The organism is Shewanella sp. 10N.286.52.B9, assembly GCF_002873635.1.
Taxonomy (GTDB): domain Bacteria; phylum Pseudomonadota; class Gammaproteobacteria; order Enterobacterales; family Shewanellaceae; genus Shewanella.
In genome coordinates this window covers 13843-32410 of sequence record NZ_MCTY01000204.1, presented here as the reverse complement: position 1 = coordinate 32410, position 18568 = coordinate 13843, and the positions used below count along the sequence as shown (strand labels likewise).

General features: G+C 42.6%; 20 protein-coding genes. 6 read left to right on the top strand and 14 right to left on the bottom strand.

Going from position 1 to position 18568, the window contains the following annotated elements; all coding sequences use genetic code 11:
• Positions 1 to 247: 247 nt before the first annotated feature.
• On the top strand, positions 248 to 706 hold the full coding sequence (locus BCU91_RS16485; protein WP_102531933.1) for an RNA-binding protein: 459 nt from the start codon (positions 248 to 250) through the stop codon (positions 704 to 706).
• Positions 707 to 716: 10 nt separating this feature from the next.
• On the opposite strand, the gene murI is transcribed toward BCU91_RS16485, so the two are convergent.
• The gene (gene murI, locus BCU91_RS16480; protein ID WP_102531932.1) at positions 717 to 1517 is read right to left on the bottom strand and encodes a glutamate racemase; all 801 of its coding nucleotides are present in this window, start codon (positions 1515 to 1517) and stop codon (positions 717 to 719) included.
• A 142-nt stretch (positions 1518 to 1659) separates the two neighbouring features.
• Between murI and trmA the strand changes: the two genes are divergently transcribed.
• A complete protein-coding gene (trmA, locus tag BCU91_RS16475) occupies positions 1660 to 2757 on the top strand; it encodes a tRNA (uridine(54)-C5)-methyltransferase TrmA (protein ID WP_102436053.1) in 1098 nt (365 codons plus the stop codon).
• Between the two features lie 87 nt (positions 2758 to 2844).
• Here trmA and fabR read toward each other — a convergent pair whose 3' ends face one another.
• Entirely contained in the window at positions 2845 to 3459 is a 615-nt protein-coding gene (gene fabR / locus BCU91_RS16470) for an HTH-type transcriptional repressor FabR (RefSeq protein ID WP_076541308.1), read from the bottom strand.
• Positions 3460 to 3603: 144 nt separating this feature from the next.
• On the opposite strand from fabR, the gene BCU91_RS16465 reads away from it, so the two are divergent.
• From BCU91_RS16465 to mnmH, 3 genes are all read left to right on the top strand, one after another.
• The gene (locus tag BCU91_RS16465; RefSeq protein ID WP_102436051.1) at positions 3604 to 4707 is read left to right on the top strand and encodes a fatty acid desaturase; all 1104 of its coding nucleotides are present in this window, start codon (positions 3604 to 3606) and stop codon (positions 4705 to 4707) included.
• A gap of 95 nt (positions 4708 to 4802) precedes the next feature.
• Positions 4803 to 5846 (top strand): selenide, water dikinase SelD, encoded by a 1044-nt coding sequence (gene selD / locus BCU91_RS16460; RefSeq protein ID WP_102531931.1) that lies wholly within the window; start codon positions 4803 to 4805, stop codon positions 5844 to 5846.
• Positions 5847 to 5856: 10 nt separating this feature from the next.
• A complete protein-coding gene (gene mnmH / locus BCU91_RS16455; protein ID WP_102531930.1) occupies positions 5857 to 6960 on the top strand; it encodes a tRNA 2-selenouridine(34) synthase MnmH in 1104 nt (367 codons plus the stop codon).
• 122 nt (positions 6961 to 7082) lie between these two features.
• Here the strand turns inward: mnmH and BCU91_RS16450 are convergent, their stop codons facing one another.
• From BCU91_RS16450 to nudE, 3 genes are all read right to left on the bottom strand, one after another.
• Positions 7083 to 8954 (bottom strand): MFS transporter, encoded by a 1872-nt coding sequence (locus BCU91_RS16450; RefSeq protein ID WP_102531929.1) that lies wholly within the window; start codon positions 8952 to 8954, stop codon positions 7083 to 7085.
• Positions 8955 to 9248: 294 nt separating this feature from the next.
• Positions 9249 to 10058 carry a 3'(2'),5'-bisphosphate nucleotidase CysQ gene (gene cysQ, locus BCU91_RS16445; RefSeq protein ID WP_102436043.1) on the bottom strand — a complete coding sequence of 270 codons (810 nt, stop codon included), beginning with the start codon at positions 10056 to 10058 and terminating at the stop codon, positions 9249 to 9251.
• A 168-nt stretch (positions 10059 to 10226) separates the two neighbouring features.
• On the bottom strand, positions 10227 to 10775 hold the full coding sequence (gene nudE / locus BCU91_RS16440; protein WP_102531928.1) for an ADP compounds hydrolase NudE: 549 nt from the start codon (positions 10773 to 10775) through the stop codon (positions 10227 to 10229).
• Positions 10776 to 10854: 79 nt separating this feature from the next.
• On the opposite strand from nudE, the gene yrfG reads away from it, so the two are divergent.
• A complete protein-coding gene (yrfG, locus tag BCU91_RS16435) occupies positions 10855 to 11529 on the top strand; it encodes a GMP/IMP nucleotidase (RefSeq protein WP_102531927.1) in 675 nt (224 codons plus the stop codon).
• A 90-nt stretch (positions 11530 to 11619) separates the two neighbouring features.
• Here the strand turns inward: yrfG and gspN are convergent, their stop codons facing one another.
• The 9 genes from gspN to gspF all read right to left on the bottom strand — a co-directional run bounded on the left by gspN (position 11620) and on the right by gspF (position 18567).
• On the bottom strand, positions 11620 to 12381 hold the full coding sequence (gspN, locus tag BCU91_RS16430; protein WP_102531926.1) for a type II secretion system protein N: 762 nt from the start codon (positions 12379 to 12381) through the stop codon (positions 11620 to 11622).
• A 12-nt stretch (positions 12382 to 12393) separates the two neighbouring features.
• Positions 12394 to 12870: a type II secretion system protein M gene (locus BCU91_RS16425; protein WP_102436035.1), complete on the bottom strand. Its 477-nt coding sequence runs from the start codon at positions 12868 to 12870 to the stop codon at positions 12394 to 12396.
• Position 12871: 1 nt separating this feature from the next.
• On the bottom strand, positions 12872 to 14074 hold the full coding sequence (gene gspL / locus BCU91_RS16420) for a type II secretion system protein GspL (RefSeq protein WP_102436067.1): 1203 nt from the start codon (positions 14072 to 14074) through the stop codon (positions 12872 to 12874).
• Between the two features lie 78 nt (positions 14075 to 14152).
• Entirely contained in the window at positions 14153 to 15154 is a 1002-nt protein-coding gene (gspK, locus tag BCU91_RS16415) for a type II secretion system minor pseudopilin GspK (RefSeq protein ID WP_102436065.1), read from the bottom strand.
• Positions 15154 to 15888 carry a type II secretion system minor pseudopilin GspJ gene (gene gspJ, locus BCU91_RS16410; protein WP_102436033.1) on the bottom strand — a complete coding sequence of 245 codons (735 nt, stop codon included), beginning with the start codon at positions 15886 to 15888 and terminating at the stop codon, positions 15154 to 15156. The genes gspK and gspJ overlap by 1 nt, the downstream gene beginning before the upstream one ends.
• The gene (gene gspI / locus BCU91_RS16405) at positions 15878 to 16246 is read right to left on the bottom strand and encodes a type II secretion system minor pseudopilin GspI (RefSeq protein WP_076541330.1); all 369 of its coding nucleotides are present in this window, start codon (positions 16244 to 16246) and stop codon (positions 15878 to 15880) included. Before gspI ends, gspJ begins: the two co-directional genes overlap by 11 nt.
• Positions 16233 to 16808, bottom strand: a complete 576-nt coding sequence (gene gspH / locus BCU91_RS16400) for a type II secretion system minor pseudopilin GspH (protein ID WP_102476459.1) — start codon at positions 16806 to 16808, stop codon at positions 16233 to 16235. The genes gspI and gspH overlap by 14 nt, the downstream gene beginning before the upstream one ends.
• A 22-nt stretch (positions 16809 to 16830) precedes the next feature.
• Positions 16831 to 17280: a type II secretion system major pseudopilin GspG gene (gene gspG, locus BCU91_RS16395; protein WP_102436029.1), complete on the bottom strand. Its 450-nt coding sequence runs from the start codon at positions 17278 to 17280 to the stop codon at positions 16831 to 16833.
• 63 nt (positions 17281 to 17343) lie between these two features.
• Positions 17344 to 18567 carry a type II secretion system inner membrane protein GspF gene (gene gspF, locus BCU91_RS16390; protein ID WP_102436027.1) on the bottom strand — a complete coding sequence of 408 codons (1224 nt, stop codon included), beginning with the start codon at positions 18565 to 18567 and terminating at the stop codon, positions 17344 to 17346.
• Position 18568 lies beyond the last annotated feature (1 nt).

The following is an 18568-nucleotide window of genomic DNA, read 5'->3' as shown; positions in this document are numbered from 1 at the left end:
ATTGGTGCAAGGGCTTTTTATATAAAAACCGTTTAAGCGAATAGCTTTTGAACAGATCGTTTTATTTTTAACTATTATGGGTATTTAAAGAACACTTTTGTCCTACAGTAACTATCAGTAATATGGTTTTTATCGTGTTTTGAGGTCATATTTTCATCAGAGTATGGTGAAAGCTTCAATAATTCATTACCATAGCAATGTTTTTAACAGTTATTTATCATTTTTCATTTTTATTAGAGACAATCATATGCAAAAGTCATTTGTTATTACCCTAATTATTGCCCTTATAGGTGCAATCGTTATTTATGCTCTTTCTACCAATGTTCAATTAGTCGTGTCTTTCATCGCTGGTGTTATGTTAGCGAGTCTTATATTCACTTTTGTTCCGTCTTCAACTGCAACTGATTCAAATAAGCCTTATGTTGGCCCAACAATGACACTTTATGTTGGTAACTTGCCTTACCGTGTTCATGAAGGTGAAGTGAAAGCTTTATTCGGCGAATATGGACCAGTTAATTCAGTACGTTTAGTTAGAGATAGAAAAACAGGTCGCCGTAAGGGATTTGGTTTTGTTGAAATGTCTGAAACTGGCGCCAAGAAAGCAATGAGCAAGTTAAACGATTACAGTTTCCAAGAACGCACACTAAAGGTGCGTGAAGCTAAATCACAAGAGTCAGATCCATCTGAGTCAAATAAAGAAGACTAAACCCCTTCTATTAGCTGCCTACGGAAATGCACTCTAGTTGCTTAAAACCGTAGTCAGCTAATGTTAATGCTAAGCCTTTATCTATCTTCTTTGTAAATCCCGCTGTTAACCTGCCTACTTTGTTCGTTTTACCTTTAGCTGACCTGTTTATTGCTTCTAATAATGACGCCACTCTTATTGCAATGGCTTCGCCGGAATCTAATAGCGTTACTGGATGGCTAATGCACTCAGCTATTTCTTGGCGTAATAACGGAAAGTGAGTGCAGCCTAAAACCAAGGTATCTATATCAGTGCCATTTATCGAAGCCAAGATTGGTTTTATCGCATTTAAGTTTACTGGGTTTCTTTTAGCTTTCTCTTCGGCAATAAGCACTAATTCAGATGAACCAATCAAAGTCACTTCACAGCAACCAGCAAACTCACGGATCAACTCTTTAGTATAAGCTCTTTCAACTGTCCCTGGCGTGGCAAGTAATGCTATGTGTTTGGATTGAGTCAATTGCGCTGCAGGTTTAATTGCTGGCACTACGCCCACCACGGGTATGGTTAGTCGTCTTCGTAAATGCGGTAACACTAAGGTGCTGGCAGTATTGCAGGCAACGACCACAATGGAAGCATTAATGCATGCCACTTGCTTGATAATCAGTGCCACACAACCTTCAATTAATGCTTGTTCTGCTAGATCCCCATAAGGTAGCCGGGCATTATCAAATAAATAGAAGATATCTTTAGCAGGCATTTTTGTTTGAATGTGTTCTAAAACGGATAAACCGCCGATACCAGAATCAAAAATAAGTATTGGACCTGACAATCTCTTCTCCATAATGCGGGTGATAAAAGCTGTATAGATAAAATTAACCACTTAATCCATTAAGATTAAGTCAATCCGCTGGACATCAGCGTTGTGTAGTATAATATTTGCGCCCTTAATTTACAGCCTATGGTGGAACAAAATGAATTTAGCTGCAATGGATCCTAAAAACTATGATGCGCAACTAGCAGAGAAGCGTATCAAGCTTGAACAGGACTTTGCCGATTTTACGCCGCCTAGTTTAGAAGTTTTTGCCTCAGAACCAGCCCATTACCGTATGCGCGCCGAGTTTCGAGTATGGCACGATGGCGATGACTTATTCTATTACATGTTTGATAAAGTCTTAGATGAGAAAGTGCGCTGTGAGCAATATTTGCCAGCAGGGACTTTAATCAATGAAATGATGACTGCATTAATGGAAGAGCTACGTCCTAATCATGATTTACGCTTTAAGTTATTTCAGGTGGACTTTTTAACCACGCTTAGCGGTGAGATCTTAGTGTCGTTACTTTATCACCGCCAATTAGGTGACACTTGGATAGAGCAAGCGACCCAAATGAAGGCGCGTTTAGCTGAAAAGTTTAACGTCAATATCATTGGCCGAGCACGTAAACTTAAAATCGATTTAGATAAAGACTTTGTGGTTGAGACCCTTAATGTAGCCGGTCAAGAATTACATTATAAACAAATTGAAAATAGCTTTACCCAGCCAAATGCGAAAGTGTCAGTCAAAATGCTCGAATGGGCTATTTCAGCAACCAAAGACAGCACTGGCGATTTATTAGAGCTTTATTGCGGTAATGGCAATTTCACTATCGCTTTAGCGCAAAACTTTGACCGCGTACTAGCAACAGAATTAGCTAAGCCATCTGTTGATGCTGCGCAGTATAATATTGCCATCAACAAAGTCGATAATGTGCAAATCATTCGTATGTCTGCTGAAGACTTTAGTGATGCGATGGCGAAAAAACGCACCTTTAGACGTTTAGAAGGTATTGACTTAGATAGCTACGATTGCAATACCATTTTCGTTGACCCACCACGAGCGGGTATTGACGATGACACCTTGGCATTAATGCAAAACTACGACCGCATTTTATATATTTCATGTAACCCAGAAACCCTAAAAGCAAACCTTGAGGTACTGGGAAGCACCCATAAGATCACCCGTTTCGCTTTATTTGATCAATTCCCATATACCCACCATATGGAATCAGGTGTACTACTAGAACGTAAGTAGGTTCAACACATATTAAAAAGCCGTTATGGGATGAATTATCCATAACGGCTTTTTTATTGCGCAAGTTTTACTATTAATTCACTGATGCTATTTAGTATCAACTTTATGTTGCAGCGCTTCTGCGCCTTTTGCCACCATGCGCAATTGCAGCACTAAGTGATCGGCTAATACTTTTCTGTCAGCTCGTTTCATATCTAAAGCTGATGCCCCAGCGTTAAACACTAGGGTAACTAAAGCTTCTGCTTGTACTCTGGCTAGCATCGGCGTTCTTCCAGCAGTCGCCTCTGTGTAATGAGACAACTCTGAAATAAAGTGTTCTATTTCTCTTGCTACAGCGGCACGAAAAGCCGCTGACGTTCCTGAGCGCTCATGTAATAGAATTCGAAAAACATTGGGATTTGATTCTAATACTTCCACAAACGTGTCAACCGAGATGCGAATGACACTGCCACCCGCTTCTGCGCGCTGGCGACCTTTACGCATCATTTGTCGAAGTGTGAGTCCACCTTCATCAACCATGGTTAAACCAAGTTCATTCATGTCTTTGAAATGACGATAAAAAGAGGTTGGTGCTATGCCCGCTTCCCTTGCCACTTCTCGCAAGCTTAAACTGGAGAAACTACGTTCAGCGCTTAATTGATTAAAAGCGGCATCTACCAATGCACGACGGGTTTTTTCTTTCTGTAATGCTCTTACACCCATGTAAAGATCCATTTAGTAAATGTTATTGCACAGATAATACCGCTTTTAAGCTAAAAACACAGCCCCGAGATACTTGACCGAATAAAGTTGGTGAGCTAAATTAGCTTACAACTGTACGCTCAATAAGAATCATGGATTATCTTAATGAAAAAACCACCGATTATTTGGTTAAATACTGCTTTATTTGCGCTAACACTACTTGGCGCGCTGACTTTAGTGCCGTGGCGTGGCTTTACACATGGCTTTGAAGCTATTGAGTGGATTGCTTTTGTGGTACTTGCCTTTGCTAGCGGCCTTTCAATTACCGCCGGTTACCATAGATTATGGTCTCACAAAGCTTATAAAGCGCATCCTGCAATGCGATTCTTATTTGCCCTTGGCGGTGCATTAGCATTACAAAATAGTGCACTGCATTGGTCATCAGATCATCGCATCCATCATAAGCACGTTGATAATAACGACAAAGATCCTTATTCAGCCAAAATGGGCTTTTGGTATAGTCATATTGGTTGGATGCTACGTGAATACCAAGCCAGTCGTTATCATGATTATAATAACGTCCGTGACTTACAAAAAGATGCCATCGTTATGTGGCAGCATAAACATTATCTTACCCTAGTGGTATTGATGAATATCGCACTACCGGCATTTTTAGGCTGGCTCAATGGCGATATTATTTCAATGGTGCTGATGGCAGGACTATTACGTTTAGTGGTCGTACATCACTGTACTTTCTTTATTAATTCATTAGCCCATGTCTGGGGCAGTCAGCCATATACCAATAAAAATACGGCTAAAGATAATGGCATGATTGCCTTACTGACCTATGGTGAGGGTTATCATAACTTTCATCACATTTTTGAAAATGACTACCGTAATGGTATTAAGTGGTGGCATTACGACCCAACAAAATGGCTAATTAAGTCAATGCAATGGTGTGGTTTAGCCACTGATTTACGAGTAGTACCGCAAGAGCGAATCGAAAGTGCCAAACTTCAAATGCAATTATTAAGAGCGCAAAATAAGGTCGCACATTTACCAAATTGTGATGAAATAATCGCTAATTTCCAAGCCGAATATGATCTTATGAAGCAACATCTAGTGGATTATTATCAAGCGAAAAAGGTACTGCTAGATGCCAAACGTAAACAACTGAGCAACCAGCAATTAAAATTGCAGGTCGAAGAATTAAAAGCACGTTTGTTAGCCCAAAAGAAAAACTGGAATAACCTCACTGCTGCTTATTAAAGTCTGTTTTAACCCATTAAAAGTAAACGGCTACCTTGCAAGGTAGCCGTTTGTGTTTATGATGGATAATCTTCCTTTTTAAGGGTTACCCATTAATGTCTGAATCGTCAGTTAAACTTACTGAATATAGCCACGGCGCCGGCTGTGGCTGTAAAATTTCCCCGCAGGTACTTAGCACCATACTTGCCTCATCTTTACCCTCTTTTACCGATCCTAAATTATTAGTCGGCAATCAAACCCGTGACGATGCAGCAGTTTACCAACTCAATGATGAAACAGGCATTATCAGTACTACTGACTTTTTCATGCCGATTGTGGATGACCCCTTCACCTTTGGGCGTATCGCGGCCACTAATGCCATCAGCGATATTTATGCCATGGGCGGCACGCCTATTATGGCTATTGCCATACTTGGCTGGCCAGTGAATATCTTAGCTGCAGAAGTGGCTCAAAAGGTTATTGAAGGCGGGCGCCAAGCCTGCACAGATGCGGGAATAATGTTAGCTGGCGGTCACAGCATTGATGCACCTGAACCGATTTTTGGATTGGCGGTAACCGGACAAATCCCTCTTGAGCAATTAAAGCGCAATAATACGGCAAAAGCTGGCGATAAACTGTATCTCACTAAACCGATAGGGATCGGTATCCTCACTACCGCGCAAAAACAAAAAAAGCTCACAGAGCAAGACAGTATGATTGCCATTGATGCCATGTGTCAGCTAAACAAGGCCGGCCAAGATATTGCGGCAATCGCTGGAGTAAATGCACTGACAGACGTCACGGGTTTTGGCTTGGCAGGTCATTTGATTGAAGTTTGCCAAGGCGGCGATGTCACTGCGAATTTAGTATTTAATAACATCCCATTATTAGACCGAGCGCTGCACTACTTAAACTTAGGTTGCACCCCAGGCGGAACCCAACGCAACTTCGACAGTTATCAGCAATACTTACCTAAAATGAGCGAGCAACAAAAAGCGATTCTGTGCGATCCGCAAACCAGTGGCGGCTTGTTGATTGCGGTAAGCGCTGACGCAGAACAACAACTGGTTGCTTTACTTGAGGCGCAAAATATTGCCCCTATTTGCATTGGTGAATTGAGCGTTTCAAATACCAATAGCGCATTAATTACACTGACATAGAGAGTAACAAATGCCTGCTAACATCATTGCTAAAACCGAGTATCAACGTCTTTTCCTTCAGCAGCGTGCGCTCATTGATGTGCGCGCCCCCATCGAATTTAGTAAAGGCGCCTTCGAGCATTCGGCCAATTTCCCGCTGATGAATGACAGTGAACGTACCAAGGTTGGTACTTGCTATAAAGAGCAAGGACAACAGGCGGCTATCGAATTAGGTCATCAATTGGTTAATGGCAAAACCAAACAGCAGCGCATTGAAAGCTGGCAGCAGTTTATCGCTAAGCACCCCAACAGCTACCTATATTGTTTTCGTGGTGGCTTACGTTCAAAGTTGTCACAGCAATGGCTGAAAGAGGCCGGCATCGATATCCCTTATATTGAAGGTGGCTATAAAGCCATGCGCCAATATTTAATTGATATCATTGATACCGCGGCGACTTTGCAGCCCTTAGTCATTTTAAGCGGCAGCACCGGCAGCGGCAAGACCGAGCTCTTACAACTGCGACCAGAGTCCATTGACTTAGAAGCCATTGCCAATCATCGCGGCTCAAGTTTTGGTAAGAACCTTGAGCCCCAACCAACTCAAATTAATTTCGAAAATCAGCTGGCGACACAGCTACTACAACATCAGCAATTGCCACAACATAAAATCTTGTTAGAAGACGAAAGCTTCTTAATCGGGCGCTCAGCCATACCCAAAGCTTTTTACCAAGCGATGCAAGCCAGTGAGATGATTGTATTAGAAGAAAGCTTAGCGAATCGTATAAACAGAATACATAAAGACTATGTTATTGATAAGTCAGCCGCCTTTATCAATAAATATGGCGCAGAACATGGAAAAGAACAGTTTAGCCAATACCTGCTTAGCAGCATTAATAGCATCAAAAAACGCTTAGGTGGCAAGCAACACCAACAGCTCAGTGCCATTATTGAAAGCGCCATAAATCGACAGTTTTCAATAAACGATGCTAATGAACATTTTGATTGGATTTCAATACTATTAGAGCGCTATTACGACCCTATGTATCAATACCAAATGAGCAAACGTCAGCAAAGGGTAATATTTAGTGGTGATAAAATTGCGATCCAGCAATATTTAGATCAGCTAGCAGGATAATTCACACACTCTGCACTCATAACAACGAACGGTTGCTGTTATGAGTGTCACATAGCAAAGATAGAGCAACCACTTATACTCGTGTTTTAGCTCCATCACTTAACGACCATTAGCGCTCTCATTTAACGAGTAGTTGTGCTATCAAATAACTCAGTGACCTTAGCTTGTAGCCCATGGCGACCCAGTGAGACCCCATCGACCGCTGCATCAATATTCACAGTCACCCTAGACCAAAAACGCTTCGGTGGTGTTGTCAGTGCATGGCCGCCTTTATGGCTAAAGTATGAGCCCCATAAGCCTTGTAATGACATCGGGATTACTGTGACGGGATCTCTCGCTAAAATCGCTTCGATACCGGGTCTAAACTCAGCAATTTCACCATCAACAGATAAACGTCCTTCAGGGAAAATACACACTAGCTCCTCATTACCAAGGGCTTCATGGATTAGCTCAAATGCTTGCTTGTAGGTGGTTTCACACTTTTTAGGTGAGCAAATAGGAATAACTCCAGCATGGCGAAAGAGATATTTTAATAGCGGAATTTCACTGATGGATTTATCCATCACAAAACGAATAGGACGGGTGGATGCGCCCATAATAATTAAGGCATCAACATAGCTAACATGATTACAGACAATCACCCCAGCTCCCTGCGCCGGAATATTGAGACGCCCATTAACACTGACGCGGTACATCAAGTGGCTCAACAAGTAACTGATAAAGCGCTGAGCAAACTCAGGTACCTGAGCATACACATATAACGCCACCGCAGTGTTCAACCCAGCAAGGAGTAAAAATAATTGCGGAATACTCCACTCTAAAACGCCAAGTAACAACATAGATAGCAATGCCGCCATCACCATGAATAAGGCATTAATAATATTGTTTGCCGCAATAGCTTGGGCACACTCCCCTGGTGCAGCCCTAGATTGAATAAAGGCATACAAGGGCACAATGAATAATCCACCACTTAAGCCAATAAACAGCAAATCAGCCATCAGCCGATAATGCTGCGGATCAGTGATGAAGCGACTAAAGCTATATACGAAACTGCTATCTAATGGCGCTGGCGGAATAGCAAAAATTAAATCAACCCCAAATACCGTTAAGCCTAAAACCCCAAACGGCAACACGCCTAACTCCACATGACCATAGGAAATCCGCTCACATACCCACGAGCCTATGGCGATACCAATGGAAAATAATGCCAACAATAACGACACCACGGTCGCATCGGCATACAGGTGTAATTTAGCAAAGTTTGGGAACTGGGTTAAATAAGTGGCGCCCAAAAACCAAAACCAGCTAATGGCGAGAATAGCCATCCAGATACTTGGGGTTTGCCTTACTTTGGCAATACTGCGCCATGTTCCCGTAAAAGGGGTAAAACGAATTTTACTGATTGTGCCTTGTGGCGGTAATGCAGGAATAGCCCGGCTTGATAAGTAACCAGCAATAGATAACGTCACCACAGTCACCGCAGCGCCAAGTAAACTATGCTTACTTGCCACTAACAAACCTGCAGACAAGGTGCCAGCAAGGATCGAGATAAAGGTGCCCATTTCAACCCAAGCATTACCAGTAACTAACTCATCTTCTTTAAGCGTTTGTGGCAATAAGGAATACTTAACTGGGCCAAAGTAAGCCGATTGACTGCCAGTAAGAAATAGCAGCACCAACATCAGCAAATAGCTTTGCGACAATATGGCAAAAGCCGCGCAAGACATGATGATAAGCTCCAGTAATTTAAGTCGTCTTATCAGTCGCGCTTTGTCCATATTGTCAGCCACGACACCTGCATGGGCTGAAAATAAGAAAAACGGTAAAATAAACACTCCGGCAGCTAAATTAACAAACATATTGACGCTAATCGGTAGTGCATCTACCTGGCTGTAAGTCACCAGTAATAGCAGCACATTTTTATAGATATTATCGTTTAATGCCCCAAGGCACTGAGTGATGAAGTAAGGGAGAAAACGTTTGGTTAATACCATGAAACATCCTTATTTTGCCATTCCTGAGGTATAGCCTTGAATATAAATAGATAACAATTTTGGTAAGTAATTTAAGCCATGAATGAAGCTCTGAGTGAACACCCCCTCTCCTTCACGCATTGCATTTGCCCTTAAGCCGCTATTATCAATAATGCTTTGAACAAGAAACTAACAGCAAATAAAATTAAAACAATGCTCATAACCCATTAATTTATAGACAGCATGAGTATTTTATAAATGGCGGCCACAAAAAAGCCCTCTACTAGAGGGCTTAAATAAGTCATGTCGAGCTGACTAATTAGTGAGGATATCGTCCCAAGGTAAATTCGGGCTACCTACAACAATAAAGTTTGGATTTTCAAGGGTTTCACGTTCATTATAAGTTAACGGTTGCAGGTTAATATCCATTAACGCGCCGCCTGCTTCTTCTAGAATAATTTGCGCAGCGCCTGTATCCCACTCACCGGTTGGCCCTAAACGCACGTAACAGTCAGCTCGGCCTTCGGCCACTAAACAACTCTTTAATGCTGCGCCGCCTAACACCACTAATTCGCAACTGCTAGGATGACTGAGTAACTTTAATACAGATTGTGGGTCTTGACGACGACTTACCGCAAGACGTAAACCTGATTCATTAATATCAGTAAGTGGTTTACTGCTAATACGCACTTCATTGTTAGCATCACGTTTGTAGGCTCCTAAACCTGCAATCGCGTAGTAACACACGTTTGTCATCGGCACATACACTATCCCCATCACAGGGCGATTATGCTCAACGAGTGCAATAATCACTGAAAAGTCACCACTACCAGCAATAAATTCACCAGTGCCATCTAATGGATCCACTAACCAATAACGTGGCCACTCGCTACGCTCATTAAAAGGTATATCGGCAGCTTCTTCACTTAAGATTGGAATATCAGGCGTTAATTTAGCAAGTTCAGTACAAATAATTTCATTTGCAGCCAGATCCGCTGAGGTGACAGGAGTATTATCAGATTTTATTTCGCGATCAAAATCACCTTTCAAATAAATATCGCGGATTTTTTGACCCGCCTCGGTGGCAATACTGATGACTTGTTCAATTACTTCTTCTGGCTTCATAACGACTCCAATCGCCAAATAATACTCTGAATAGTGTCAAGTTAGACTAATTTACGATTTATTTGTAGTTAAATTAGATGAGTAAGCTGAAATATTTTAATCATCAGTCAGTAATAACGCTTACAACATCTCAATTGGCTAAATTTAGCCGCTAACACAGTAGCAAGATTAACCTTGTAAATGTTGTTGGGCTAAAAATAATGCACTCACACTTCTCGATTCTGAAAAATCATTGTTATCCAGTAACGCTTGCCATTCACCAAGCGCCCACGGGATAACTTCAATAGGTTCAGGCTCATCACCTTCTAGGCTGCTTTCATATAAATCTTCAGCAATGAAAATTTGCATCTTACTGGCAAAATAACCTGGCGCTAAGCTTAATTCTTTCAATAAGGTCAGCTTACGACTGGCAAAACCGATTTCTTCTTGTAACTCACGATTCGCGGCTTCAACAGCCTCTTCGCCGGGATCAATCAAGCCTTTAGGAAAACCCAACTCATAATTATCAGTGCCTGCGGCATATTCTTTAGCCAACAAAAATTGACCTTGATGCACAGGCACAATCATGACCGCACCGCGGCTGCCACCACTCATTCGTTCATATTGACGCTCAATGCCATTAGAAAATTTTAGGTGCAGCTGTTCTATCTGAAACAGTCGACTTTTGGCGACAATTTCGCGATGAAGAATTTCGGGCTTTTTATGCCGTGATGTCATTAAAACCTCGTATATGACGAATTTAGTAAGACCAGTTACAATCTTACTACCCTAGCTATATTCTACAACCGGAATTTACATGTTTCCTTGGCATAAGATAGACACAGTTTTGCTCGATATGGACGGCACCTTGCTGGATTTGCATTTTGATAACCATTTTTGGTTAACTTTGGTACCTCAACAGCTTAGTACACAAAAGCAAATTTCCTTAGCCCAAGCGCAGGCGCTAGTCGAGCAGTCTTACCATAAGGTTGTTGGCACCCTAGACTGGTATTGCATTGATTTTTGGCAGCAACAATTAGACATAGATATTCTCACCCTGCATTATTCACTGGTTGAGCGAATTCAAATGCGCCAAGACAGCATGCCCTTTTTAGAGGCGCTCGCTACGGCAGGTAAACAAAGAATCCTGTTAACCAATGCCCATCCTAAAAGCCTAGAACTTAAATTAGAACATACTGAACTGGCAAGAGGCCTAGATGGAATGATGTCGAGCCATGAAACGGGTTATCCTAAAGAGCACCCTGAATTTTGGAAGCAAACATTCGCGAAATATGACTTAGATCCAAGCCGCTGTTTGTTTGTTGATGACAATGAAAATATTCTTGAAGCATCACGTTTGGCGGGTGTTGGCTTTCAATTAGGTATTAGCAATCCTGACAGTCAAAAGCCCAATAAGGATTTCATCGATTTTCCTGCCATTGATGATTACCAACTCTTACATCAAGACTTATTAGCTGCAGTTAAAGGCTAAGTGCCTATGGTAGCTAATAATTTATAGCCAATAAAAAAGGCAGCTGATGTGATTCAGCTGCCTTTCAAATTTCTGATGAAGCAGTCGTTACTACAACCCTGGAATCGTGCCCTGATAATTAACAGGGTAATAGCCTTGGCTATCTTGTTTACCCAAAAAGCTTAAAGCTTGGGTTAAATCTTGTGGCTGCTCATGGGTCGGTTTGATCTTAGCACTAACCACAATACGATTATTTTCACCTAAAGTGGCGCTACCTTGAATCCCCATTTTGTTCATTGAGTCATCAGTCATCAATTGCACTTGGCCATCAATACAACTCAACCCTAGGGCGATATCCCCTAAAGGATATTCACCAAACTGATTTTTAACATCAATAGCATTCAAAAATAGCTTACCGGTTAACTGCTCACACCAAGGCGTACCTTGCTTAAGGCTTTCAACAATTAAACTGACATCACCATCTACCATGGTTCTAAAGGGTAATTTTGCGTTGCCTAATAAAAATTTATTCGGCGCTTCAAAGCGCAAGTTTTCAGCTGAGACACCTGAGAAAGACCAACTAATATCACCCTGCCCACTAACTGGCGTTGCCCGGCTACCAATCTGCAGATCGACATTGAGCCGACCAATAAATAATGTCCAAGGATTTAAATCCCATGACACCTGTTCAATCAAACGGCGATCAATCGACACCAAATCAGCAGAGCCTTGCCACAATGTACCACTAACACCGCTTACCTTGATATTATTGGGTAATGGCGCAATCCCCACTAGCCAATTTGCTGGGATAAATACCACCAAAAAGATCAGGTAAACAAAAACACCTAAAATAATTTTCTTAATCAAACTCACTACTATACCTACTTACTTAGATAACTGAATACGGCGCACTTTGACATAACCTGCCAAGTCAGACTCTGATACATCAACACTTTCTAGGGTTAAGCCTTTTTCTTCAACCAGTTCATGCAAGTAATCAAGTAAGCTGTCAAATGGCACATCGTCCATCCATAATTGGATTTTATTGCCCTGTGGCTGCATACGGGTAATGTCTAAATCATATTGGCCAGCTAATTGGTTCACAATCGAACTTAAGCTGCCTGATGCTCTTGGCCCAGAACCTTGTTGTTTTAAACCGGCAATTTTATTCGCCGATTGTTTAACATAATTTAAGGTTTGCTTGGCTGCTTGATGATCTTTTTCAGCATTGTCTGCCGCAGTTGCAATCGGGCTCCAAATGCCCCAATACAAAATTCCAATAACCACAAACACTGCGCAACTGCCGACTAATTGCTGTTCACGTTGCGCGAGTCCACGCCACCAAATTTGCAAATTTTCCATCTTATTTGCCCTTCAAGGTAATTGTGGTATTCACTTCATTGTCACCGCTATTGATGGCACCCATATCAAACTCATAACGCGCTTCAACCAGTTGCTTGAATTTATCCACGTGATCATAACTTTTTGCCGTCACTTGCATGCGCAGTTCATTACGACTTGCATCAAAACGAATTGAGTTCGGTTTTAAATCGGGCACTTTTTGAAATGACTCTTTCAGGCCATCAAGCATGTCAAAGAAAGCAGCACCGCCACCTTGACCTTTAAGACTGCGCAATTGTGAGTCCAGCTGCGAGCGAATATTAACAATCCGGTTTACCCCTGGACTAACACGCTTAAATATCGCTTCACTTTGCTGTTTTATTTCAGCGGTTTGTTGATTCAACTGATGAATGGTTAAGCCTTTATTCACTAGCCCAAGTACGATAGCAATAACCGCTACAATAGCCGCATTTTTCCATAGCATCAGATGCTTGCTGTATTCACGCTTTGGCTGATACACACCGCTTAATAAATTAATCGGTGCCTGTAAAATACCCTTTGCCAATACCATCATCGGAATATCTAATGGTTTCGCTTCCACCTCAGCATTGGTAAACACTAAGTCTTCGCTATAGGCGGCAATTTTTAGCGCAGAATCGGCATCACTTCGACGCGATAGCAGCTCAGGTAAGGCGAAATCTAACCATGTTTTTGGCAAGCTCACACCACTACCTTCACCGGTACGCAGTAACAATTCATCACCCATATCCAGCGCAGCCCAGCTACATTGATCCAACGGTAAGGCTAAACAATCAGGGACAATACTCTTTACTTTAATGCCAGCATCAAGCAGCCAAGATAACCAGTTTTGCATTTGCTCATGGGCCACTGCGGCGACATTTAGCTGCTCACCATCACGGGGGCCAACCACAAAGTGCATGGTTTCAACATCAGAGGCGATGGTTTCTTCTAGCATGAAAGGGAGTGCCTTTAACGCTTGGCGCTGATTTTTTTCAGGCAATGCAATTTGAGTCAATGTCATACTGGCCGCTGGCACCAACACATCCACCGGACGATTGCCCGCGCGCTCAGTCAAACTGGTTAAGCTCGCTGCATCACTTAACTCACCTGAAGCAATAATTTCTTGCTCTTGTTCTGACCATACCAGCCACGAACAAGGACTTGTTGATGTTTTCCCTAATCGGATAAAAAGCCGTTCAGACACTGTCATTCTCCACAAGCTTCAAACTGCCACAGGCCAAACTAGCCAAGGTTAATTGAAGCGGATTGTTACCCATATTCATTATTGCTGATCACCGTATTGACGACTGATCACATCAAACTTGTTATTACTGCGACGCAAAACGCTATCCATTCTAAACATCGCATTATCCACTTTAGCGCCCGCTTTTAATAAGAAGTAATTACTATCGACCACTATGCTCGATTTCATATTACTTTCAGTGGCTAAACTCGCTAAGGAATTATTTTCCCAAAACTCTGCTGCGGTTTCGAAGCCATCTGCAGGTCGTTGGTTAATTAAACTTTCCGCATCGCTTTGGCTAATCTTGTTTTCTAGCATACCCACTAACAATGCTGCTTGTTCAACCTCTAGGGTATTCACATTAAGCAATTGTTGGTTATTACCTGGTATCGCGCAAATATAAGGCAACAAGGTTAAATACACTTGCTGGTTATATCCTAATACCGCCCGCAGCTCACTGCGATGATTCATCAAGGTATTCGCTGCTCGATACGGCGTATTACGAGACTCATAATCGGCATCTTCAGCGCCATAGGGCATTGCTACCGTATCTTCGTCAATATAATCAATCAAAGTATGGGTCAGCCGCTCGGCGCCAAATTCATCCATACCTAGGGCAACCAACAGTGACATATACTGAGTCGCGGCTAATGATAATTTAGGTTGGCCATTTTCAACTTCTGTTGACTTAACTGATAAAGCGTTAAGATTAAAACAAGAACGCATATCTTTAATCTCACCGCCAATTTCGCCGTATTCAGCCGGAAAAATCACATCAGCTAAAGCCCAATATTGCTGTAAATGTACGGTGCCGTCAGCATCTTCCATATCTTGCTTTAAAATCTTTTTACCTAATTCTTCTGCCGAAATAGCATACCAATAGGCTTGATCATACTGGGCTAAATTCAAGGTACGGCGCATGGATAACTGATTACGGCTGGTAATATTGGTCGCAATAATCACCACTAAAGCGACCACCAGTAACACCACTAATAACGCGACTCCGCGCTGTTTACGCAACCCCGGCGACTGATATTTCATCATCCGTCTTCACCCGTGCTAGAGCCATCAGTATCATTGTCGTTATCAGTATTATCGTTACTACCATTATCATCGTTATTGTCGCCGTTACTGGCTGCGGCATCACCGCCACCTTTAGGCAGTAGAAAACGACGCTCAATGATACCTAAGCCTTCAATTTCTAATTTCATCGCGATGCCAAGTGGCAGTTGTGAAGCATCAACTTTACGCTCCCATTTATCACCGACAAAAAACGAATACTCGATGGAGATAACATCTTTAATGATCAAACTTTTTAATGGCTCTGCACCAATTTCTGGCTCAGGGTAAGGATAGTACCAACGCTCTAAGCGGCCTTCTTGCACCACATATGACACCGACTGCAAACTACCCCTTGGCAACATGCCATCAGGGTTGAGCCAACCTAAACGGAAAAACACCAGCGCTTCGGTTTCTGAGTCCAGCATGTTATCGCCCGTTTGAAACACAGTGGTGGTACGCTCGCCGTCTAGGCCACGTTGTGTTCGGGCTACCATCTGGCCTAAATCACGTTCGATAATGCCAAATCCTTGCTGTAAGGCTTTCAAACGGATTGAAAATTCTTTGGTGGCTTCATCGTTTTTCATCACGGTTGACAGTACCGAGTTCGATGCCAGCCCGATCATGGCAAAAATACCAATAGCAATCATCATTTCCAGCAAAGTAAAGCCTGCTTGGCGATGATTGTCGCTGTGTCTTGAGCGCTTAGCCTTCATTGTGAACATAGCTACTCACTTGTGCGACGGTGCGATTAAATCTGTCATCATCACTGACTAATACTCTGATCATTCTGAAATTGTCGTCGGTGGTTTTAATCACTTCCTGACGCCAATACCAATCTTTATCGGCTAACTCTACCTGACCATTTTTAGTGCCCAGCTCAGGAAAAGGCTGCGTTAATCTAACCTCAACCATTTGATTGCTAGCAACCCATTGGGCTAAGGTTCGCTCTTCTAAAATCGGCAGGTTGGCCATTTGATCGCCAATGCTTTTGGTGACAGCAACCGCAGCAATAGAAAACACCGCCAAGGCCACTATGACTTCAAGTAAGGTCATACCTTTACTGTATTTCATCAAAGCTTCCTATGGCTAAACGCCCTAATGCATCACCCACCACTAGCACTTCAATCTCTTTACCTTGGTCGTCATCGGTCAAAAAACTCAACTCAAACGTCGACATTTCACCACTGGGAAACAGTAAAATTTGCGGCTCGGGATTTTTCTTTTTATCTTCTTTTGAGGCTTCAATTAATGGCTCATCAAACCAAGATTCATCATCTTCATCTTCTTGAACTAATGGCAAGCCATCAAGCAGTAGACTCAAACTCACACCCGGGTCCATTTGCCTTGGGGCCAGTTGACGATCTTGGGTTATAGGGTGCCATTTTTTTTCATCGTAATAGACAAATTGATATTCATCTTCTTCGACGACGATACCTAAGAATTGACCGCTTAAAATGGTTTCTTCAATCACTAATTCAGTGGTCGCAATAAACTGACGGGCCGTTTTTTTTAACGCTTGCTCAGGCCCTGAAGTACTGGTTGTCATCGTGACGGCAGCCGCAGCTAACCCCATCAATAAGGCAACCAGCAATACTTCTAAGAGGGTGAACCCCGATTGGCGTTTAGATATCATCATCTGCTATTAGACTTCGTGCTTACTGGAAGTTTTGCAGATTCCAGTTGCCGATATCATCTTCAGTTCCCACTTGGCCATCAGGACCGGCACTGAAAATATCAATACGGCCATTTTCGCCAGGACTTAATAGGTAGTAATCGTTGCGCCAAGGATCCTGTGGTAAACGCTTAATGTAACCGTCTGGTCGGTAATTACGTGGCTCAGGTGACGAGGTTGGCTTTTGCACTAACGCATCTAAGCCTTGCTCCGTTGTTGGATACACACTGTTATCTAGGCGGTACATATCGAGGGTGTTTTCTAACGCTACAATGTCAGAAACGGCTTTTTGGATATCAGCTTTATCTTTGTTACCCATTAAGTTAGGTACCACCATAGAGGCCAAAATACCTAAAATAACAATCACGACCATGACTTCAAGTAAGGTAAAACCAGCTTGTTTACCACGGGTTTGATTTCGATTAGTTTGCATTAACAACTTCCTCCGACGCGCACACTCGGTGCGCTAACAATAAATAGTAAATAACTTGGATACTTAAGCGCTGATCAAGTTATTCAATTCTAAAATAGGCTGTAAAATTGCCATCACGATAAATAACACCACCGAGGCCATACTGACCACGAGCATGGGTTCAAATACCCCTAAGGCAATATTCACATTAGATTCAAATTCTCTGTCTTGGTTATCTGCAGCACGTTCTAGCATTTGCTCCAGCTGACCACTTTTTTCGCCTGATGCAATCATATAGAGCATCATAGCCGGAAAAAGTTTGGTATTAGTTAGCGCCGCGCCCAGGCTGGTACCTTCACGCACTCTTGCTGTAGCATCATCCACTGCTGCGCGCACTTTGACGTTTTGCAGCACTTCACTGGCAATACGCATGCCCTCAAGCAAAGGTACAGAACTTGCTGACAAGATACTTAAGGTTCTCGCAAAACGGGCGGTATTCAGGCCTTTACTGACTTTGCCAATAACCGGTGCTTTGAGTAACCAGGTGTCATATTGCATTCTAAAGTTTGGTTTTTTTAGCAGCTGCTTTAGTAGTGCAAACAAACCAATCAGTGCCACAAGCACAAATACCCCATAATTTTGCACAAAATCAGAGGCGAGGATCAAAAACTGAGTTGAACCGGGTAGCTCTTGACCCATATGTTCAAACTGACCAACCACCTTAGGTACCACTGCTGCCAGTAATACGGCAATTACCCCAATGGCAACAATGGTTAATACCATAGGGTAAATCATTGCCTGAGTTAGTTTAGATTTCAGTTGCTGGCGACGTTCGGTGTAATCGGCTAAGCGGTTTAGTACCACTTCTAAATGACCAGACTTTTCACCTGATGCCACCATAGCGCGGTACAAATCATCAAATACGTGGGGGAATTCGGCTAAAGAATCAGCCAAGCTATACCCTTCAACAACCCGCGAGCGCACCGCCATGACCAAACTGGCAAGACGATCTTTTTCACATTGCTGGCCTACCGCTTTGAGTGATTCCTCAATGGGTAAACCTGCAGCAACTAAAGTGGCGATTTGACGGGTAATTAAAGCAAGCTCTGCAACCGAGATACCACGTTTGAAAAACTTAAGCCCACCGCTTTTGGCCTTGGCTTCTTTTTCAGCAACCGGTTCTAGCTCTAAGGGCATTAAGCGCTGTTCACGTAGCTGACTACGTGCATGACGAGCCGTATCAGCCTCTATCACCCCTTTTTGCTGTTTACCATTGCTATCAAGGGCTTTATATTCAAACGCTGCCATT